The sequence below is a fragment of the Streptomyces kebangsaanensis genome (assembly GCF_001906585.1).
GTDB lineage: Bacteria > Actinomycetota > Actinomycetes > Streptomycetales > Streptomycetaceae > Streptomyces > Streptomyces kebangsaanensis.
In genome coordinates this window covers 74,299-94,034 of sequence record NZ_JUJA01000169.1, presented here as the reverse complement: position 1 = coordinate 94,034, position 19,736 = coordinate 74,299, and the positions used below count along the sequence as shown (strand labels likewise).

Annotated in this window: 16 protein-coding genes, 1 tRNA gene and 3 pseudogenes; 11 read left to right on the top strand and 9 right to left on the bottom strand. The window is 70.5% G+C overall.

All coding sequences use genetic code 11. From position 1 onward, the window contains the following. Nucleotides 1-158: 158 nt before the first annotated feature. The 4 genes from RH94_RS37870 to RH94_RS37855 all read right to left on the bottom strand — a co-directional run bounded on the left by RH94_RS37870 (nt 159) and on the right by RH94_RS37855 (nt 3,828). Nucleotides 159-899 carry a hypothetical protein gene (locus RH94_RS37870; RefSeq protein WP_073952816.1) on the bottom strand — a complete coding sequence of 247 codons (741 nt, stop codon included), beginning with the start codon at nt 897-899 and terminating at the stop codon, nt 159-161. 49 nt (nt 900-948) lie between these two features. Further along, nucleotides 949-1,500, bottom strand: a complete 552-nt coding sequence (locus RH94_RS37865; RefSeq protein WP_073952815.1) for a DUF3558 family protein — start codon at nt 1,498-1,500, stop codon at nt 949-951. A 32-nt stretch (nt 1,501-1,532) separates the two neighbouring features. Continuing rightward, nucleotides 1,533-3,050: a hypothetical protein gene (locus RH94_RS37860; RefSeq protein ID WP_143204125.1), complete on the bottom strand. Its 1,518-nt coding sequence runs from the start codon at nt 3,048-3,050 to the stop codon at nt 1,533-1,535. Between the two features lie 472 nt (nt 3,051-3,522). Next, the gene (locus tag RH94_RS37855; protein ID WP_143204124.1) at nt 3,523-3,828 is read right to left on the bottom strand and encodes a hypothetical protein; all 306 of its coding nucleotides are present in this window, start codon (nt 3,826-3,828) and stop codon (nt 3,523-3,525) included. A gap of 695 nt (nt 3,829-4,523) precedes the next feature. Between RH94_RS37855 and RH94_RS37850 the strand changes: the two genes are divergently transcribed. Both RH94_RS37850 and RH94_RS37845 read left to right on the top strand, forming a co-directional pair. Beyond that, entirely contained in the window at nt 4,524-5,396 is an 873-nt protein-coding gene (locus RH94_RS37850) for a trypsin-like serine protease (protein WP_199881154.1), read from the top strand. Nucleotides 5,397-5,691: 295 nt separating this feature from the next. Further along, the gene (locus RH94_RS37845) at nt 5,692-6,501 is read left to right on the top strand and encodes a M15 family metallopeptidase (RefSeq protein WP_073952812.1); all 810 of its coding nucleotides are present in this window, start codon (nt 5,692-5,694) and stop codon (nt 6,499-6,501) included. Nucleotides 6,502-6,601: 100 nt separating this feature from the next. On the opposite strand, the gene RH94_RS37840 is transcribed toward RH94_RS37845, so the two are convergent. Continuing rightward, on the bottom strand, nt 6,602-7,732 hold the full coding sequence (locus tag RH94_RS37840) for a hypothetical protein (RefSeq protein WP_073952811.1): 1,131 nt from the start codon (nt 7,730-7,732) through the stop codon (nt 6,602-6,604). 189 nt (nt 7,733-7,921) lie between these two features. On the opposite strand from RH94_RS37840, the gene RH94_RS37835 reads away from it, so the two are divergent. Next, nucleotides 7,922-9,037 (top strand): hypothetical protein, encoded by a 1,116-nt coding sequence (locus RH94_RS37835; protein ID WP_158073136.1) that lies wholly within the window; start codon nt 7,922-7,924, stop codon nt 9,035-9,037. Between the two features lie 236 nt (nt 9,038-9,273). Here RH94_RS37835 and RH94_RS37830 read toward each other — a convergent pair. Together RH94_RS37830 and RH94_RS37825 are read right to left on the bottom strand one after the other, a co-directional pair. Next, a tRNA-Met gene (locus RH94_RS37830) sits at nt 9,274-9,350 on the bottom strand. 47 nt (nt 9,351-9,397) lie between these two features. Further along, nucleotides 9,398-9,598, bottom strand: a complete 201-nt coding sequence (locus RH94_RS37825) for a cold-shock protein (RefSeq protein ID WP_073952809.1) — start codon at nt 9,596-9,598, stop codon at nt 9,398-9,400. 319 nt (nt 9,599-9,917) lie between these two features. On the opposite strand from RH94_RS37825, the gene RH94_RS37820 reads away from it, so the two are divergent. Together RH94_RS37820 and RH94_RS37810 are read left to right on the top strand one after the other, a co-directional pair. After that, the gene (locus RH94_RS37820) at nt 9,918-10,415 is read left to right on the top strand and encodes a peptidylprolyl isomerase (RefSeq protein ID WP_073952808.1); all 498 of its coding nucleotides are present in this window, start codon (nt 9,918-9,920) and stop codon (nt 10,413-10,415) included. A gap of 662 nt (nt 10,416-11,077) precedes the next feature. Continuing rightward, nucleotides 11,078-11,403 (top strand): annotated as a pseudogene (locus RH94_RS37810) (carbohydrate ABC transporter permease); the annotation flags it as partial. Between the two features lie 330 nt (nt 11,404-11,733). Here RH94_RS37810 and RH94_RS37805 read toward each other — a convergent pair. Further along, a pseudogene (locus RH94_RS37805) lies at nt 11,734-12,810 on the bottom strand (hypothetical protein); the annotation flags it as partial. A gap of 215 nt (nt 12,811-13,025) precedes the next feature. Here RH94_RS37805 and RH94_RS47035 point away from each other — a divergent pair. The 5 genes and pseudogenes from RH94_RS47035 to RH94_RS41075 all read left to right on the top strand — a co-directional run. Then, nucleotides 13,026-13,479, top strand: a pseudogene (locus RH94_RS47035) (transposase); the annotation flags it as partial. A 343-nt stretch (nt 13,480-13,822) separates the two neighbouring features. Beyond that, the gene (locus RH94_RS40515; RefSeq protein WP_143204122.1) at nt 13,823-14,011 is read left to right on the top strand and encodes a hypothetical protein; all 189 of its coding nucleotides are present in this window, start codon (nt 13,823-13,825) and stop codon (nt 14,009-14,011) included. Nucleotides 14,012-14,284: 273 nt separating this feature from the next. Continuing rightward, nucleotides 14,285-15,361 carry a fatty acid desaturase family protein gene (locus tag RH94_RS37790; protein WP_073952804.1) on the top strand — a complete coding sequence of 359 codons (1,077 nt, stop codon included), beginning with the start codon at nt 14,285-14,287 and terminating at the stop codon, nt 15,359-15,361. A gap of 248 nt (nt 15,362-15,609) precedes the next feature. Continuing rightward, nucleotides 15,610-15,978 carry a hypothetical protein gene (locus tag RH94_RS37785; RefSeq protein ID WP_073952803.1) on the top strand — a complete coding sequence of 123 codons (369 nt, stop codon included), beginning with the start codon at nt 15,610-15,612 and terminating at the stop codon, nt 15,976-15,978. 383 nt (nt 15,979-16,361) lie between these two features. Beyond that, the gene (locus RH94_RS41075; RefSeq protein WP_158073135.1) at nt 16,362-16,508 is read left to right on the top strand and encodes a hypothetical protein; all 147 of its coding nucleotides are present in this window, start codon (nt 16,362-16,364) and stop codon (nt 16,506-16,508) included. A gap of 25 nt (nt 16,509-16,533) precedes the next feature. On the opposite strand, the gene solA is transcribed toward RH94_RS41075, so the two are convergent. Then, nucleotides 16,534-17,682, bottom strand: a complete 1,149-nt coding sequence (gene solA, locus RH94_RS37775; protein WP_073952801.1) for an N-methyl-L-tryptophan oxidase — start codon at nt 17,680-17,682, stop codon at nt 16,534-16,536. A 1,618-nt stretch (nt 17,683-19,300) separates the two neighbouring features. Here solA and RH94_RS46505 point away from each other — a divergent pair. After that, on the top strand, nt 19,301-19,736 hold a 436-nt coding region (locus RH94_RS46505; RefSeq protein ID WP_324614351.1), incomplete at its 3' end, for a DUF3152 domain-containing protein.

Here is a 19,736-nt window from a genome sequence, read left to right as displayed (position 1 = left end):
AGCCAGTTCGGCAGGCAGCGACGCGTCCGCCGGGAGCGTCGCGACATGCCGCAGCGCCTCGTTGTACTGCCCCTGTCGCAGGGCCGACTCCGCCAGCCGCACGACAGCACCGGGGTCGCGCACCCGGTCAGCGCCCGCAGCCCCTCCTGCGCTGGTGGTCACCGCGTCAGGATACTCATGGCGAAGACGGACGGGTCGGGTGGTTTCGGGAAGTCCGGGACTTGCTCCCGGCGGGGTTCCCAGCGCGGTTCCCCGCGGAACTCCCGGCATGGGTCCCGGCGAAGTTCCCGGCGGGGCTCGGAAAGCCGGACCTCGCCGAAGTTCCATGGGCAGCGGTTCGCGCGCCCAGAGCAGCCGTTTGGGACAGCGCACGGTGACCCGTGCCACATGCCGCCGTAGCCGGACCAGGCGTGCCGGTCGTCGGCGGCGCCGCCGACCGGGAGACCGGCCGCCGCGCCTGGGACGAGGCCGAGCACCGCCGCGTAGGCCGGATGCCGGCCCCACAGGGTGACCGAGGCGGCGGGCTGCCGGCCGAACCGCCCACTCGCGGCGAGGTGTTCACGCATACCCAGCCGGCGGCCCGCGACCTCGGCGCCCCGCCGGGTGGCGCGCTCGCCGTTCAGTCTGCCCGTCAGCATCAGGAGCAGCGTCCAGGAGACGATGCCCGCGCCGGGTCCGGCGTTGCGCTTCCCGTCGTCCACCGTCGCCGCGACGGCGAGGGCGAGGGCCGGAACGACCGCGGTCGTCGTGAGCATCGCCGCCTGGGCCCTGCACCATCGGGGCTGCGACAGTCCCTGGGTCCGCGCCTCGACGACGGCCTTCTTGCGGAAGCTCTTCCACCAGCGGCCCAGGTCGCGCGAGCCCTCGGCGAGCGTGCCGGTCGCCGCGACGCCGTCCACCGCCAGGGCCTGGACGTGTTCGAGTACGAGCTTCTCGTACGGCGCGAGGTCAGATCCGGGTGGCCACCTTTCGGGCCAGCTCTTCCAGTGGTGTGCGGTTCTCCGCAGGGTCGTTGAGGCGCACCAGGCGGATCGACACCCACCGGTCGGACCTGCGGAGGAAGACCGCCTCGTCCTCGGCATAGGCCTCGTCGCCGACACCGGCCAGCGGCCTGAGCGTGTGTCCGAGACCGCGTTCGATGTCGAGGTACTTCTTCGCACCGTCCCCGACGAAGATCTCCACCTGGGCCGTCGGCCCGGTGACGGGACCGGTGTAGGTGCAGGTCTCCTGTACCGGTGTCGCGGGGTTGAGCGCTGTACCGGCCAGCTTCTCGGCCTCCTGCTTGGTCACCAGGGTGCAGGGGTCGACGGCCGCCCCGTTCGGCGACGGCACCTCGGTGCTCTCCTCCGGAGTCCGGGTTGCCGGGGCCGGCTCGGCCGACGAGGGGCCGTCGGCCGAGGACCGCCCGTGGCCGTCGCACCCGGACAGCGCGAGCACGGCGAGCACAGCCAGGGGCACCAGTGGCGACAGCGGGCGGCTGCGGTTGCGGTTGCGGTTCATCGGGATCCTCACTGTCTGCCTTCGTGTCGGTGTCAGGACTTGCACAGCGGTCCGTCCGGCAGCGTCTGCTGTCTGTGGACGAAAGGTGTCAGGCTCTCCCGTCGCAGTTGGAACTTCGTCGTGGGCAGGAGCTTCTTGAGGGCGGCCACGGCAACGACGGAGACGGAGACCCCTACGCCCCCGCCGACCTTGCCGTCCAGCGTCGCTCCGACACAGCGGGTCAGCGGGGCGCCGAGGGCCGAGCCGTTGGCCACCCCGAAGTCCATGACGGGCTTGGCGTAGGGACCGGCGAAGGCGGCGGGCACACCGACTGCGACCTGGACCTTGAACTCGATGGCGGTGGCGGTTCCGCTGATTCCGACGGAGATTCCGGTGACCGAGTTCAGGATGCTTTTGATCACCGAGAGCTTCGGAGCGACGATCGTGCCGTTGACCATGCCGATGGCACCGTCGAGTCCCCACTCACCTTCGGCGGTCACCGTGGTGTTGTTGCCGCCGAGTGCGGTGGCGACGCTGAACTTCCAGCTGATGTCGAAGGCGAACGGGGTCCCCGCGATCGGCAGGGTCATCCGGACCGGTACCTCGGCCCGGACCTTCGAGTTGTCGATGACACCGTCGGCCGCACCGGCGGCGATGCTGATCGCGGCGCTTTTGATCCCCTCGACGGCGAACGTGGCCCCGTCGGCGACCCGGCCGCCGGAGACGGGCACATCGGAACGGATGTGCAGCTTCTCCGTCTTCAGCGAGAAGTCGACGAAGACCTTGAGCCCGGCTGCGGCCTTGTGATTGAACTTCAGGCCGAACGTCCCCGGGCTGCGGTGCGGCTGGGCCTTCCAGTCCCCGAGATCCGCCGTGACACTGCTCGACCCGGCCGACGGCGGTGTGCCCCCGGCCGTCGCGGCGAGCCGGACCGGTCCCCGTGCGACCACGGTGCCGACGCACCCCGAATGCGCGGCGCGCACCGATGCCTGCCCGATCGTCCGCGCCGTCGTCGGGACGTCCCTCGCGGCGTCCTTCCCGGCTTCCGTCGCAACGCCCGTCGGGGCATCCGCAGGCACGGTCACCGCCCCGGGCAGGTCAGGGACCTCCCGGTAGTGGAACGCGCCGTCGTCGATGTCCTGGTCGAGGGTGAGGTGGGCGTCGCGGAAGACCTCGGTGAACTCCACCGGGCCCAGGGTGGCCACGACGTCTCCGTGCACCCGACGCACCTCCTGCACCCGCCCCACCGCGCGGCTGGTGGCGTACAGGACCTTTCCGGGCCGAACGGCCCGGGCGCCGCGGGCGTTTCCGTCGATGGTCCGGGTCAGACCGTCACCGGATGCCGCCCGGATCGCTCGCGGCCCGCCCTCGACGATCACGACGTCGGGCTGGTAGGTGACCGACGGATCACGGACCGACCCGGCCCCGTAAGTGAGCGCGGCCTCGGACGTGTCGGCCGGACCGGAGTCCTCGTGGGCACGCCCGGGTGCGCCACCGCATGCCGCCGTGGTGGTCAGGAGGAGCGCCATCGCGAGCGCTGCGGCCCGCCTCCCCGGGTGCGGCGCGCTCACGGCCCACCCCGGGCAGAGAGCCGCGCCCCCCGTGACACAGCCGACAGCAACCGGATGATTCTCATGCCGTGATCCGTTCGCCATGGCCGACGCGCGCGGCGCCGCACCCCCTGCGGACCATCATTGACCGGCGTGTTAGCGCCCTGTTCAGGAATCCTTCAGGCCACCGGTCGCTCCGTCGCCCCTCGTGGTCGCTGCGGTTGCCGGGCAGCGGAGGCAGGCGGCCTCGTGGAGTGCTCCGCCACCGCCTCGTCTCGCACGCGCACGTGGACGTTCAGGGTTCCGGCACGGCCCGACGAGGTGGGGCCCCGGGAACGGGCCGCGCGGCGCGACAGCACTTCTGCCCGTGCCCGGTCCCCTCCTCCGAACCGGACCGCCGCCGCACCGGGCACCCGGTACCCCCGGCACGTGCACCCGCCGACCGCGCGCCGTGCTCGTGGGGTGCGGCCCCTCGCGGGCCCGACTGCCGGTGTCAGATGCGGGCGGCCACCGTCCGGGCGAGTTCGTTCAGCCGCCCGGCGTTGTCCGCCCTGTCCGCCACCACGGTCATCGCGACCCAGGTGCCCGACTTCCGGAAGAGCACGGCGAAGGTCCCGTGATCGGAGGCGTCGTAGGAGTAGGCCTCCTCACCCACGTCGGAGAGCGGCTTCTTCACCGGGGATCCGCCGCTGTCGCCCGTGCGGTCCGTGGCGTCCGGCCGCGGCCGGTCAGCGGCCGAGGGAGCCCCCTCGCCGGAGCCGCCGCACCCGGCCGCGGCGAGCGTCACGAGCAACGTCACGGTCAGCAGCGGAGTATGCCGCGAGCGTCTTCGGGACATCATCAGCCAGACCTCCTTGTCACCACCGCCGCCGATTCGACGCCGTGCGAGGGCGGCGGCTCCGGCCCCACACCGTCCAGACCGGTCGACCGTCCTGATCAGCATGGACGCATGTGTTCGCGCCCGGTCAGGGAATTCTTCAGGTGACCGGAGGCGCCGTTCGCCGCCGACTCGGCGAGCGCAGCCCGCGTACCCACGCGGAACTGGTGACGGACGCCGTGGAGTCGGTCGGGCCGGCCGACGCGGCCGGAGCATAACAAGGGACTGTGCTGGCTGGCTGGCTGATCGACCCGTGCCGGCTGCCGCGGACCGCGCGGTGACCGACCGGGCCATTCGTCTCGTCCGGGCTGAAACACCGGCCGCGCGGCTGGGCCGCAGCTCTCGCCGACGCATGGCACGCCCGCCGGCAGGACGGCGGCAGGAAGGCGCTTTGCCCGAAGGGTCCGTCCGTCAGGCCGTCGTGGATGCGGCCGGCCTGGCGGGCCTGGCTGGAGGCGGAGCCGGTCAAGGGGCCGACCGCGCACGGCTGGACGAAGGACCAGCGGTGGACGCCGGCGCGCTGGCTCGTGGTCTTGCCGCAGACGATCACAGGCGCTTCAATGCACCCACCCCCCACAGGAGGAACACCCGATCCATACCCAGCGAAGGGGTTCTTCTTGACCGCCATACGCGCCACCGCCGTCGCCGCGGCCGCCTGCGCCACCGTGCTCGCCATTGCGTCGCCCTCGCCCGCGATCAGCTCCTACAACGCGGCCCCCGCCCCCGAACGCACCGAGGTCGGCGCCCTCGTGGCCACTTGGGACAACGACGGCGATCCGGCTACTCCGGACCGCGTCGACTGGGTCTGCTCCGGCACGATGATCGACGCGGACACATTCCTGACGGCCGCTCACTGCACCACGGACTGGCCGGACAACGTGCGGTTCTACGTCTCTCTCGACCAGGACGTCCAGGCCGGACTGGACGCCGCCGCGAAAAAGTACCCCGGTGACCCCGCCGCCCAGGCGAGAGCCGTCGCCGTCCAGGGCACGGCCCACAGCCACCCCGGCTACCCGGGCCCCGCCGCCGACACGCACGACATCTCGGTCGTCGAACTCCCCGCCGCGAAGATGAGGTCACGCTGGTCCTTCACACCGGCCGCGTTGCCGACCGCCGACCAGCTCGGGGCGCTCGGACCACAGAAGCTCAACTCCACCGACTGGGTCGTCGCCGGATACGGCACCCAGGAGGCCGTGAACGGACCGGGCGGGCACACCCACCCAGGCGGCGGCGTCCGGATGAAGGCACCGGTGGGCTTCAACGCCCTCAACGACGCCTGGGTGCGCCTTGCCATGACCGCGCCGCAGGGCAACGGCGGTTCCTGTTACGGCGATTCGGGCGGTCCCAACTTCGCCGTCATCGGCGGTAAGCGCATCCTCGCGGCGACGACCATCACCGGCGACAGCCCGTGCTACGCCACCAACGTCACCTACCGGCTGGACGCTCCGGGAGCGCGCGCCTTCCTGTCGCCGTTCGTGCGACTGCCGTAACCCTCGAAGCGCACAGAGCCGGGTGGCGCCGGCAGCGGGCCGCGCTGCCGGCGCCACCCCATCCACCACGCTCGATGAACCAGCCGGGACGACCAACGCACCCAGGGGCTCAGCACGACTGCACGACGCCCTCGTTCACCACCACACAGCCGGCCAGGACCCGCAGGGCCGGACCGCGACCTCCGCAACGCACCCGCCGGGCGGCGGGACGGCGCGCCCTCCGAACAGGCTTCCGGAGGAACCTCACGTGCAACCGCTTCCCTCATGGTCCCCGCTCCTGGTAGACGAGGGGAACATGACACGTCTACGTCGTGCCGTACGTGGCCTGATCGCCGCCGCTGCCGTCCTGCTCACCGCGACCGCCGCCTCAGCCACCGCTCGGGCGGCCCCCGAGCCCAAGGCGCCCAAAGACTTCGTCGCCCTGAGCGCCGTGGATCCGACGATCATCCAGGAGATCCGCTACTTCACCCCCCACAACTTCGTCGGCCGACGCATAGACGGCTACCGGCAGCCGCTCTGCATCCTCACCCGCCCCGCCGCCCAGGCCCTTCATACGGCCCAGAAACAGTTGCTGCGCAAGGGCTACAGCCTCAAGGTCTACGACTGCTACCGGCCCCAGCGCGCCGTCGACCACTTCGTCCGCTGGGCACAGGACCTCGACGACCAGGCCATGAAGGGCGAGTTCTACCCGAACGTCGACAAGACCCGGCTGTTCGAGGACGGCTACATCGCGGCGAAATCCGGCCACAGCCGCGGCTCGACGATGGACCTGACCATCGTCGAGCTCCCGGTCGGCCCGATCCGCCCCTACGTCCCCGGCACGCCCCTGGTTCCCTGCTACGCGCCCGAGGCCGAACGCTCCCCGGACGACTCCCTCGACATGGGCACCGGCTTCGACTGCTTCGACACCCTCGCCCACACGTTCGACCCCAGGATCCAGGGGCAACAGCGCGCCAACCGAATGCTCCTGAAGAACACGCTGGAGAACCTCGGGTTCGTAAACCTCGCCGAGGAGTGGTGGCACTACACCTACAAGCCCGAGCCCTACCCGGACACCTACTTCGACTTCCCGGTCACCCGGCAGTCCCTCACGGCGAGGCGCTGAGCCGCCCGGCGGAACGGCTGGCATAGGACACCTCCTCCCTGTTCGGATACAGTCCCACCCCCCTCACGACTGGTGAAGACATTTCGAAGCGGTACGGGACCTATCGGAGGTTGTGGCGGTCGAGGCGGTGGATGAGGCCGGGGCGGCGTTGGTTGCCCTCGCGCAGGCGGGTCAGGCGTCGGCGGAAGTCGGTGTGCCGTCCGGTGTGGGCGTAGGCGTCGCGCAGTTCCGCGAGGAGGGTGACGGCCTGGTCGTAGGCGCTGGTCCTCTTGGTGGCGATGTGCGCCTCGATCTGCTGCCAGGCGGATTCGGCCTCGCTCGCGAGGGCGGTCAGGCGCTGAGCGCGGGCGGTGGCCCGTTCGTGTTCGGCACGCCGGCGGCGTTCGGTGCGCAGGGTGTGCGCGGCGTCCAGGAGGTGGGCGGCGGACCGGCGCCCGGAAACCGTGGTGAGGGCGCCGGCGCCGTGCAGGCGGTGCAGGAGTTCGGTGTGCAGCCCGGGTTCCGGACCGAGGGCGAGCCGCAGCAGCAGAGCGTCCTTCTCCTTCTGGGACATCGCGGCGATCAGCGGGGCGAGTTCCTGCTTCGTGGGCCTGGCCGGTTTCCTGGGCGCGGCGGGACTGGCCTGGGCCGCGACGGCCAGCAGGTCGTCGTCCACGCGCAGGAAGTCCGCGAGCGCGCGCTGCGGGGCGGTCAGTTCGCCGAGCCCGGCCGGGACGGGCGGCTCCGGGCAGGTCTGGTACTCCTCTTCGGCGTCGTCCTCGAGCTCCCGGGCGGCGAGTGCGGAGAGCCAGGCGAGGTAGAGGGGGCGCAGGTCTCCGGTGGCGAGTTCGTCGCGTACACCGATGAGGGCGGCCAGTGAGTCGTCGGCGCCCTCGATCCAGTCGCCGCCCTCGTCCTCGCTGGTCATCTCGAGCAGGAGGTGGGTGCGGGTGGTCCAGGCGTCGACGTGGTGCTCGAGGCAGTAGGGCCGCACCGTAGGCAGGTCCAGGGTCTGCTTGGGCAGGCGGAGCATCAGCCGGTGGGTGCCCCAGTTGGTGACGTACAGATGGGCGTCGAAGCAGCGCTCCACCATGTGGCGCGGATTGCCGCTCAGGTCACCCCAGTTGTAGGTGTTGGTGAAGCTGGTGGCGGTGATCCGGGCCCGGGTGGAGATGGCCCGCAGCTGGTCCTGTTCCTCACAGCTGAGCGGATGGTCGAGGGCCTGGAACTCGTAGTACTGGTACTCGCTCACACGGCGGACCCTATCGCCGCCGCGGGTGGACTCGGATGGGAAGCGGACAAGGCAGCCGGAGCCGACCGGACGTCATGCTCAAACGCCCTGGACGTGAGCCGAGGCGAGCGGTTCCGGGGAGGAGTGGGCTGTGGCGGCGGTGTGGACCGAGCGGGCGTCGGAGCACGGGGCGAGGCGGAGCTCGCGGCCGTGCTCCAGTCGGCCGCCGCGGGCAGGCTGCGGTGCAGCGACAGGACGAAGCAACCCTCCGCGGCCACGATCCGCGTGCTGGGTGAGGTCCTCATCGGCGGTGACCTCTACGAGGGCGAGGCGGTCAGGGCCTTCGCCTGGCCACTGCTGCTTCAAGCCGGCGGTCTCTCGGAATTGGCCGGTGGACGGCTGGAGTTGACCGCGAGGAGCCGCAAGGCGCCGGCCGGGCCCACCGACGAGACGATCCGGCACCTGTGGCGGCGCCGGTTGAGTCACGGGGTGCTGGACGAGTTCAGCCGCGTCGAGGAGGTCAAGGGGCAGCGCACGGCGAATGTCCTCAGTGCGACCGGTCCGCGCCGCAAGGCGGTGGGTGCGGCGCTCGCCGAGTGCTGTCGTCCCAGGCAATGGGTGACGGTGGACGAGCTGTTCGAGGCGATGCGTACCACGGGGCACGACCCGTACCCCGTCCGCTCCGAGCGGGCGCTGTGGAAGCCGTACCTGGAGGACGCGCAGTACGGCAGCCTCGGTTACGACGGGCACCACGAGCGGCCGGTGCTGCAGGGCCGCTACACCCTGTGCGTACTGTTCGAGTACGCGGCTGCCCTTGGCCTCATCGACGTCCGGCACATCGCCCCGAAGGGGGCTCGGGACGGCTTCCGCCACACGTGGGGCGCCGACAGGCTTCAGCGGCTCAGCCGCTATGACGGGCTGCTCGCCATCCGGTTGAATCCACTCGGGGCGTACGCGACGGGACGCGCCGACGACTACCGGCCGGGTCCGGCGCCCGTCGGGGTGCGGAGCCCGGTCAGGGGCCTGCCGAACCTCGACGTCGTGGCACCCGACGGCCTGGCCCCCTCCGAGGCACTGCTGCTCGACGCGTTCGCCACCCAGTCCGCCGACCACGTCTGGACGCTGTCCACCGCCTCCCTGCTGAAGGCCCTTCACGCAGGCCGGATTTGGAGGAGTCGCGCAGCTTCCTCGCCGGAGCAGCACAGGAGAGGAACTGCCGCAGACCGTCACGGCTTTGCCGGCCGACGCCGTCTCCCGCACCGAGAAGACACGGGATTCCGGATACGTGCCACCTGCTGGAGTGCGTGGACGAGGCACAGGCCGTGATGATCGTGAAGGACCGCAGGGCGGGCGCGTTGTGCTCCCGGACCGGGGCCGGCAGCGTCATCGCGCACCGGTACCGCACCCAACCGGTGCTCCCCGGCGCACGATCTGCTGCGGCTTCTGCCCCTCCAGGATCGGTCAACCTGCGCACTGCGCGGGGGCCGGCACCGAAGGTCCCCGGCGGACAGACCGAAGCCGTGGGCGCATGCGGAGGGGCCCGGAGACCGGGCCCCTCCCTGTGGTAGCGGGGACAGGATTTGAACCTGCGACCTCTGGGTTATGAGCCCAGCGAGCTACCGAGCTGCTCCACCCCGCGTCGACACCACCAACAATACACGCCAGTCAGGGCAGGATGCGTCCAGGTCAGCCGCGGACGATGTTCTCCGCCTGTGGCCCCTTCTGGCCCGGCGTCACGTCGAAGGTCACCTTCTCTCCCTCGACCAGCTCGCGGTAACCGGTACCGGAGATGTTGGAGTAGTGGGCGAAGACGTCCGGCCCGCCGTCCTGGGCGATGAAGCCGTACCCCTTCTCCGCGTTGAACCACTTCACCGTGCCGTTGGCCATCTGGCTGTTCCCTCTCTCTCGCCGGGCGAGCCCGGCCGGGGCGGATGCCGGGCACCCTCCGCAGCGGAGAGCACCCCGGCGTCCGTCCTACCCGGCACACGTGCCGTTTATCCGGCTGTCCCGCCGGCGGCCCAGATGCCATCGGCGGCCGATGACGGGCCGGCGGGCGTGACCGCGCCCGTTCGGTGACTGACACCTTCCTCCCGTACACCGGGTCAGGGCCACCGCGCAGGTCCGCACAGCGGTCTCACCGACGGGTCCGGCGACGGCACGGTAGGCAGTAGGCGAGCGGTACCCGGCGGGATGTCAGGATGGGGGTATGACAACCAAGGTTTACTTCGCCATCACCATCAACGACGAGCCCGCCGGGCGGATCGTCTTCAACCTGTTCGACGACGTGGTTCCCAGGACGGCGGAGAACTTCCGCGCCCTCGCGACCGGCGAGAAGGGCTTCGGCTACGCGGGCTCCTCGTTCCACCGTGTCATCCCCGACTTCATGCTCCAGGGCGGCGACTTCACCCGGGGCAACGGCACCGGCGGCAAGAGCATCTACGGCGAGAAGTTCGCCGACGAGAACTTCACCCTCAAGCACGACCGGCCGGGCCTGCTGTCCATGGCCAACGCGGGCCCCAACAGCAACGGTTCGCAGTTCTTCATCACCACCGTCGTGACCGACTGGCTGGACGGCAAGCACGTGGTGTTCGGCGAGGTCGCCGACACCGACAGCATGGACCTGGTCAAGAAGATCGAGTCCCTCGGCTCCTCCAACGGCCGCACCTCCGCGAAGATCACCATCGCCGAGTCCGGCCAGCTCTGACCCCCCTTCCGCCGCCGGCGCCGCCGAGGGGCGTCCACCCGACACCCCTCGGCGGCCCCGAGCCGGCGATCCCCCGAACACCGACCGACGCTCAACCCGACGCCACGCGGACGCCCGAGCACGCACACCACCGCGGCAGCAGCCCCACCCCGCTCCCGGCCTCCGCCACCGCGCCCGGCACGCAGGACCACACCTCGGCCGCCCAGCCCGACCTGCGGCCCGACGGGCTGAGCATGCGCCACCTCTGCCGTGTCCGGCCGGTCACCCGGCCCGTCCCCGCGAGGTGGACCGGGACGCCCCGCACGCAGGCCGGCGCGGCCATCTGGCGCACCGACGCTTCGGACACCGGCAGCACGGCGCACCCGTGGATCACCCCGCCGAGGCGGTCGTGACGGCGGATGCCGAGACGGATGATCTGTACGGGGCCGGTGATCGGCTCGGCGAGAGGGCACGACGGTGCCGCGGCGTACGGGGAGCGGCGGGTACGGTGCCCGCCGCAGTACCGCTCGTCCTCCTGGAAGGCCCGGCACAGGGACCGCTCCTACCAGAGGAAGAGACGGCCGAGAAGTCCACCACCGAACTGCGGAACACCCCCACATCGACAGGGAGAACCCGCTGACGCCCTCCTCGGCGCACTGCCAGGTCGGAACACCCCCACGTCAGAGGATTCGGCCCGCATCGACGGCTGCGGCGCCTCCCGCACGTACTGGCCGGTCGCGCTGCCCTTGAGCAGGCCGTCACTGATCACCACGGCGATCTTCACGTTCATCTGGACGTGGAACGGCTTCTTCACGCAGACGATCTACCTGTCCGCCCCGGAGGGGTTCACCATCACCCTGGCCCTGCGCAGCTTCGTCGACCAGTCCAGCACCTCCGCTACGGCCCCATGTTCGCGATGCCCGTAATCTCCGTGCTGCCGATCGTGCTGTTCTTCCTCGTCTTCCAGCGCTGCCTGGTACAGGGCATGGCCACCTCGGGGCTGAAGGGCCGACACCATGACGCAGGTTCCCGGCGGAACAGGTCGAGGCGGGCTTCGCGCCCGTCGGCCCAGGCACCGCGGCCCTGGAGGGTCTCCCGCTTGCGGGTCGCGTTGAAGGGCCCGGCGAGCACCTTGTCCGCGCGGTCAGATCCTCGGTGGCGAGCATCCGTAGCCTGCCAGGGGAAGCCCGATGTACGTACGCAGCCCTGTCTGAGTGGCCGGAAGGCCGTAAGTGGCCAGGTTCTCGCCGATGTCACCCGCTGTGTTCCACCATCCTTCGCCGAGGTCGGCGAGGGCGCGCAAAAGCTGCTGCTGGGGGCGGGAGAGGCTCGCGTACANGCGGGGGTCGGGCAGGGGGCCGGGGAACAGGTCCGGCAGGACCGCCTTCGCCACGAACGCCCTGCCTGACGGGTTGATGGACGGCAGGCAGGCGGCGACCGCGGCGCGCGAGGTGGGGGAAGACGGGAGGGCGAGCAGAGTGTCGGCGGTGTGGCCGTGGAAGTCGCCCTGGTTGTAGTCGGTCGCGGGTACAGGCGCAGGGGCCGCGGCCGCGGCCGCGAGTTCGGCAACGGCCCGGCCGAGGAGCGGGGCGTCGAGTTCCGCGTCGGCGCTTCGGGCGGTCTGGGCGATGGCGGTGGCTGCCGCCCAGCGCACGAGGCTGTCCCCGGCGTCCAGGTCCGCGGCGAGGGTCCCCGCGAGAGCGGTCGTGCCGACGATGCCGGCAGCTACAAGTGAGGTGGCCTTGGCGACGGCATCGTGCTCGTGTGCAGCAAGGTCGAGCAGGAGTGGCAGGGAGGTGTCCGCCAGGTCGGGAAACCAGGCCAGCAGGTAGGCGGTCCGGGTTCGGATTTGAGGGTTCTCATCGTCGAGGAGGGTGAGCAGGGCGGGAAGCTCGGCAAGGACGGCGTCGTACGAACGCACCGAAGAGTCACGGAGGTCGATCGGATTGCCGGCCGCCAGCCAATCCCGCGTGCCTTGCAAGTCCCGGCGTCGCTGCTCGTCCTGCTCGGTGGCCAGAGCCTCCTCGTACAGGACGAGGAGCTTGTCGGAGGAGTTCTCGGCGGCCTCCGCGCGCCAAGCGGCGATGTCGGCCCCGTCGATGATCTCGCACTCCTCGTCCCAGTTGACCGCGAGGCCGGTCAGGAGCCGCAACGCGAGCTCACGCGCCGACCTCGGGCCACCGAGAGCGATCCGGGCAAGGAACGGCACCGCATGCGGAGATGCCTGACAACGGGTGCCCTGGTGCGCGAGATGATTGAACAGGCTGCCGAAGGCCTCCTGTTGCGCCTGCTCGTCGTCTCCGCACAGGGCGCGCAGTTGGCCGGGGACATCGTCGGCCGTCCCGTAGGCGTGGTTCAGGTTCGCCCAGTCCACTTCGTCCAGGCCGGCCAACAGGTTGTCGTCCGCAGTGATCACGGCCGCATGATGTCAGAGCCCTCCGGCACCGGCACTCCGCCCCAGCGGGCGGGCCGCCGGAATCAGGCACCGTCTCCGGGCACAACCAGGACCCCACCGTCTCCGGCACGCACACGCGTTCGCCACCCTCGGTCAGCAGAACCTTGACGATCTCGGGAGCAGGAGGAGCCGGGAACGCATTCGCCGATGTCGTCCGCCTCTGCCACGGGATGGAGGAACGTGGCCTGCCCTGCGCGGTGGGGATCTCCGGCCGCCATACCGCCCATCCGGCCGAGGCCCGGCCCGTGAAGCCCGCCTACGCGGACGCCGGCCGGCCGCCGAAAGTGCGGTATCCCGAGCCTGCGCAGACCGTGGAGGACCTGGTCGTCGCGGCCGGCCGGCGAGAGCGAGCCGGTGCAGTTCTGGCTGTCCAGCCTGCCCTCCGGCCTGCCTCTGGCCACGCTGGTGCGATTGGCCAGGCTGCGCTGGCGCAGCGAACACGACTACCGCGAGATGAAGCAGGCCCTGGGCCTGGCCCACTTCGAGGGCCGCACCTGGAACGGCTGGCACCACCACGTCACCCTCGTGACCGCCGCCCACGCCTTCCTCACCGAACAACGGCTGGCCCCAAAGGCACCCGCACCGGGCTCACTCTCCACCAGACCCCCGACGCCCTCCAGGACGTCCTGAGGCGCTGGACCGGCATCTGCACCACCTGCCAACAGCCCCTGCCCAGCAGGACACGCACGACAGCAAGACCGAGACAGACCTAACGGAGTCCTACTGGACCAGGCTCAGCAAATGATCACTTGAGGTCATGGCGTGGACGACAGCGAGTGCCTCTGACACGCAAGGCCCAGGGCGAACAGCGCCCGCACCCGGCGGTGACGCGACCGTCATAGATGGCGCATCCCACATCTGTTACGGATGTCGGGCCAGCCTCCATACGGAACTACTCAAGCCCGTCTGCGCCCCAAGGCACCACGAGTCATTCCGAAACCATCAGTGGGCAGCAAGAATGGGAGGTGGAGGAGTGAACATCCGCCACATGCCCGGCGCGCAGCAGGATCGGCGGGCACTCCTGCCGGCGGAAATCAGGACATGGGGCTGCGTCACCCGCTCGCGCGAGGTGGGCATGGACTTGGTGGGCGGGATCGTCGTCCGTTCCGAGGTGGATGAACGGAATGGTCCAGTCGCCGCAGCAGGCACCGCACAGCAGTAGCTGCCGATCGTCACTCACGAAGCGGGGCGCCTGTACCCGGCGAGGGCAACTGGTAGCGACAGCGACCGGCCACCGAGGTTGTGCGCCCCATAACTTTTGGCGGAGGCGGCTCGTTCCGGCGCTCCTGTCACGGACCTCACCGCCCGGGGAAGGCCCAGTTCAGGGGTATAGGGGGTGGGGACAACCCGATGGGGCGATAGGGGGTTCGGCCCCCAGGAGGCCTACGGCTGACAGGCTGGTGGCGGTGGGACGGCCGTAGCCAGACTCGCCTGCATGACGTTTTCCTCCGACGCCACGGTCACGACCACCCCGGTCGCCGTGCGTCCCCGCAGATCCCGCCCCGACGCCGGCAGTGACTTCGCCCGGCTGTCCCGGCGCATCACCGAGGCGGGTCTACTGCGGCGGCGCCCCGGCTACTACACGGTGCGGCTCGGTCTGGTGACCGGGCTGCTGGCAGCGGGCTGGGCGGCCTTCGTCGCGCTGGGCGACACCTGGTGGCAGCTGGCGGTCGCCGCCTTCATGGCCTTGGCCTTCGGCCAGGTCGCGCTGGTGGCCCACGACCTGGCGCACCGGCAGGTGTTCAGGCGGCGCCGCCCGAGCGAGATCTGGGGCCGCCTCTTCGGCAACCTCGGCATCGGTATGAGCTACGGCTGGTGGATGAACAAGCACACCCGCCACCACGCCAACCCCAATCACGAGGAACTCGACCCCGATGTCGCCCCGGACATCCTGGTGTGGTCCACCGAGCAGGCCCGCAACAGCAGCGGTCTGGCCCGCTTCATCGGCGGCCACCAGGCGTTCTTGTTCTTCCCGCTGCTGACGCTGGAGGGCTTCAACCTGCACGTGGCGAGCGTGCGGGCGCTGCGCTCGCCGTCCATGAAGAGCCGCCTGCTGGAGGGCGCCCTGCTCTTCCTGCACACGGCGGCCTACCTGTCCGCGCTGTTCCTGGTGCTCTCCCCCGGCAAGGCCGTGGCGTTCCTCGCCGTGCACCAGTGCCTTTTCGGTGTCTATCTCGGCAGCATCTTCGCCCCGAACCACAAGGGCATGCCCACCTTCACCGGCGACGACTGCCCCGACTTCCTGCGCCGCCAGGTACTCACCTCCCGCAACGTGCGGGGCGGCCGGGTCACCGACCTGATGCTCGGCGGGCTCAACTACCAGATCGAGCACCATCTGTTCCCGAGCATGCCCACTCCTCATCTACGGCGGGCCCAAGTTGTCGTGCGCGCGTACTGCGCGGAGATCGACGTGCCGTACCACGAGACCGGGCTGATCCAGTCCTACCGCGAGGCACTCTCCCACCTGCACCGGGCGGGAGAGCCCATCAGACGGCAGCGCAAGGCGTCCTGACCGCGGGACGGCGCGCGGCGCCGCGGGCACGGGCACCCCTGTGTCGGCCGGGACCGGCAACACAGGGGGGTGCGTGCCTGCTTGCGTCTACTGCGCCGAAGCCGGTGTCGAGGACAGGTCAGCGCGGTGCTTGGGGCCGTCCACGGGAACCGTGGGGTGTCGCTGTGAGCACGTGCGTCAGAATTCCTGGTTCACCCCGGCCCTCCTGGAATGGCGTACTACTCGTCCGTTGAGGGAGGGATCGGGACGTGGACGTGCTGCCCGAACGCTGCGCCGGTGTGGGCATCAGCAAGAAGGACACCAAGGCGTGCGTCCGCACCCCGGATACCAAACGGCGCGGGTCGTTCGCCACCGAGACCACCGCCTGGGGATCGACCACGAACGCGGTGCTCGCACTGCGGGATCACCTACCGGCCGAGGACCTGAACGTGATCCTGGTCAACGCACGGCAGGTCAAGAACCTGCCCGGCCGCAAGACCGACGTCTCGGACGCGGCCTGGCCGGCCCAGCTCGGCGCGCACGACCATCGGCACGGTGACGCGCCACCAGCACCTGCACATCCGCCGCAGCCGAACACTGCTCCTCCATCGCGATCAGGCAGTTGGTGCCGAGCGTGAACATCAGCATGGGTACCTCCGGGAATGCGCACACCCCACGCCAGCGGCCCCTACCGGCAGTCAGCCTCTGCGTTTCCACGGCCAGCTCCTGGACCCCGGTCGTCAGCCGGTTACAGCGCGAACTCGGCCGCCCTGTGCGGAGCCTGCAGGTCATGGGCCTGCGTAGCGACAAGGGCCCCGACCGCCAAACCTGCTGCCCTGCTTCTCGACTTCGCCGCCCGTGCCCAGGGCCGGAGCAACCGGGACAGACCGCAGGACCTTCTGGCCACCGGCCACCGTTCCTGGTGCGAGGGCGTCGCCGCCGTCCGGTCTCGTATCGACCAGGAGACCGCAACACTGTCCAACCAGCAGCTCGCCGAGCGGTGCGCTGCTGCCGGCGCGCCGTGGGAGAAAGCGATGAGCGCGGCGAGGTGGTCTCCGCGCTCGCGTTCGCCATCTGGGAGGCCGTGCCGGCCGCCATCGCCTACACGGAGCGGGAAGAACACGCGGCGCGCTTCGGTGCCTGCCTGCTGGGCGAGGAAATGCTGTAGGCCGTTCTCCCGCCGCCTTGCCGACCTACCGGGTGAAGCGGCCGAACGCGAAAGGTGTGAGGTCGAGGGTGGTGGCGCCGTCCGTGACCAGTTCGGCGAGCGCCTCGCCGATCGCCGCGGAGTGCTTGAAGCCGTGGCCGGAGCAGGGGGAGGCGACCAGTACGCGCTCACGGCCCGGCAGGCGGTCGATGACGAACGCTTCGTCCGGTGTGACGGTGTACATGCACACCTGTGAGCGCGTGGCGCGAGCGGACACCCCCGGCAGCCGGCCGCTGATCATGGCTTGGTGGAAGCCGGCCGCCTCGTCCGGGGCGACGGTGCGATCGAGCGTGTCCGGGTCGGGGGTGCGGTGGTCGAGCTGTCCGGTGGCCACCTTGACCGTCGCGCCGTCAACGGAGGGGAAGCCGTAGAAGTACTCATCCGCCCGGCTCACCCCGTCCCAGATGAAGGTGGGGAAACGCCCGGGGGTGAAGTCCTGCCTGGATCCCTCGATCCCGAACCAGTGCAGGACCTGGCGGTAGACACCGAAGAGCCGCGCGAGGCCGGGATCGTCGAGCAGGCCCGCCAGCCAGCTTCCCGCGCACAGCACGACCTGGTCGGCCGTGTACGTGGCCGCGTCGGTGCGGACGGTGACGGCCGACGCCGCGGCCTCGACCGCGAGGACCCGCTCCCCGCGGTGCAGTTGCGCGCCGTACCGCTCTGCCAGCTCCAGTTGGGCGCTGATCGCGGCCTCGGGGCGGACGAAGCCGCCGCCGGGCTCCAGCAGGCCCACGCGGGTGTCCTCCACGCGGAACTGCGGGAAACGGTCCCGCAGCGCGGCGGCGTCCAGCAGTTCGTAGTCGATGTCGTAAGCGGCCGCGGCCCGCTCGTGGACGGCGAACGCCCCCGCGTCGGCGGCATGATCGGCCAGGTTCAGTACGCCGCACGCGGTGAGCACCGATGCACCGGTCTCCGCCTCGATGCGTCGCCACCACTCGTGGGAGCGCACCGCCAGCGGCGCGTACTCAGCGCCCTCCAGAGTCAGCCGGCGGGTGATCCGTGTCTCGCCGTGGCTGGAACCGAAGGTGTGCGGCGGGCTGTGGCGGTCGATTCCCAGCACGTCGACCCCGCGCCGCGCGAGTTGATGGACCGCGGCACTGCCCATCGCCCCCAGGCCGACCACGATCACGTCCATACCTGCCCCTGAGCGCCCGCTTCCCTGCCTGGTGCCCACCCTACACATCGGGATCAGGCGGGCAATCGACGGCGGTGAGTGATCGACTCTTACGAGACGCTCCTGGCCGGCCGGACAAGGACCGGACCGCACGAATCTGGTGGTGGTTCCGGCCAGACGTCCGTCCCCGCTTCTTCCCGTCTTCCCGGTGAGGCGGCTGAGGAGGCCCAAAGGGGAGATGTCAGCACCCCGACCACATCGCTTCAGGCTGCGGGATCGGGAAGGCAGTGGGTGAAGTTCCCCCGTGATCGTGGACAGCGGATGGTTACGCTGCGGGGGCGAGGCCCTGTGCTGTCGGGGCCCTGGTTTCGATCGGGGTGACGTATCCGTAGACAGGATGCTTCCGCGGGCGGGTGCGGTTGCACTCGACCTCGATAAAGCGAAAGACGTCGGCGCGAGCCGCCTCGCGGGATGCCCAGATCGTGGTACCGATCTCCGCTTTCAACAGTCCGAAAAGCTCTCAACCGGTGAACGCACGCCGTACCCCCCGAATGACTTGTCGGATGAGCAGTGGTCACTGATCAAGCCGGTGATCACTGCACGGAAGGCCCGGCACCGATCGGTCAGCGGTCACCAAGTGTGAGAAGTTGCGGTACAGGGTGTAACGCCGAGAATGATCATGGTCTCCGGACTGGTCCGGAGAAGCCGGACGGCTCCTTGGCGGGCGCCTGCCCCGGAACGCCCCCGGCGGCCTGGAGGGCGGCGAAGTCGGTGTGCGCAGCGGACGACGGGGGCGCGCTCGGCGCAGGGCATTGAGCAGGTCGAGGTCGGCCACGGCGGGCATTCCGTCGTCGAGGACCGTCACACGGTCCTGGATGTCACTGCCGGCTTGTGCCGGTTCCTTGATGCCGGGGGTTCCGTGTATCGCGGGCGTATCGAAAACCGCATACGTCACCGCAACAGCCTTCCTTATTCAGTGGAGGCATGGAATTCAGTGGAGGCATGGACCACAACCCATCACCGTCAGCGCCGGCCCTCACACGCAGGGTCGTGCTCGTCAGCCCGGCGATCCTCGGTGCCGCGATGCGGGTGCCGGCGTTCGGGGCGGGCTGCCGGTCTGGAACCCGCCCACCGCACGCCGCACCAGGCAAGGGTCCGATCACCGACGGCCGGCCCTCGCGGCATGGAACGGAAGTTTCAGATCCTGAGGGGGCACTTCGTACGGACCCGCCACGCACGGCATCACCGGCCACGGTGTCGGCACGGCGCTCGCCCCTTGGTTCCGAGCAGACCGAGCAACTGGCGTGCGGTCCGGCGGCCCGCTCGGCGGAGCGGGCCGCCGGGGCGCCGCGCGCCGACAACCTTTGACGAAACCGGACGAGAACTCATGCCCGACATAGGACAGGTCCGCTCCAGGGCGCGCGCCCGCCGGATTGCCCGGCGACGCCGCCGGACAACCGCCACCACCACGCTTCTGGCCCTGGGCGCGGCTTCGGCCTACACGGGTTTCGTCTACGGAATCCCCGACGTACCTGGCCTGCCCGACCGCTTCAGCCCGGTCGCCACACCGACCGTCGCGGCCCAGGAAGCCCTCGTACCAAGCCCCACGAGTCCGACGCCGACTCCGACTCCGACTTCAATGCCCGTGCCGGAGTCCGGTCCGGGTACCTTCACCGTCGCCACCGCCGGAGTGGAGGACACCAGCGCGGGCAGGCCGTACCGGGTGGAGGTCGAGGACGGCATCGGTGTCGACCCCGACGAAGCCGCCGAGCAGATCGCCGCGATCCTGGACCATGAACAGGGCTGGTCACACGGAGGCGACGTCGTGTTCCGGCAGGTCGCCGACGAGAGCGCCACACTGGTGATCCGCATCGCCACGCCGAACACCTCCGACGGCATCTGCGCGGCCGGCGGCCTCGACACCCATGGCGAGCTCAACTGCCGGGTCGGCCGGACGGTCGCGGTCAACCTCAAGCGCTGGCAGCTCGGTTCGCCCGAATTCGACGGACCGCCCGAGGAGTACCGGGCACTGATCATCAACCATGAGGTCGGACACTGGCTCGGCTACGGCCACC

What these genes read in the sequence shown, in the direction of transcription:
- RH94_RS37845 (WP_073952812.1), top strand. Translation starts at nt 5,692, where the DNA reads ATGACACGTCTACGTCGTGCCGTACGTGGCCTGATCGCCGCCGCTGCC.
- RH94_RS37820 (WP_073952808.1), top strand. Translation starts at nt 9,918, where the DNA reads ATGACAACCAAGGTTTACTTCGCCATCACCATCAACGACGAGCCCGCC.
- solA (WP_073952801.1), bottom strand. Translation starts at nt 17,682, where the DNA reads ATGGACGTGATCGTGGTCGGCCTGGGGGCGATGGGCAGTGCCGCGGTC.
- RH94_RS37825 (WP_073952809.1), bottom strand. Translation starts at nt 9,598, where the DNA reads ATGGCCAACGGCACGGTGAAGTGGTTCAACGCGGAGAAGGGGTACGGC.
- RH94_RS37790 (WP_073952804.1), top strand. Translation starts at nt 14,285, where the DNA reads ATGACGTTTTCCTCCGACGCCACGGTCACGACCACCCCGGTCGCCGTG.
- RH94_RS37865 (WP_073952815.1), bottom strand. Translation starts at nt 1,500, where the DNA reads ATGAACCGCAACCGCAACCGCAGCCGCCCGCTGTCGCCACTGGTGCCC.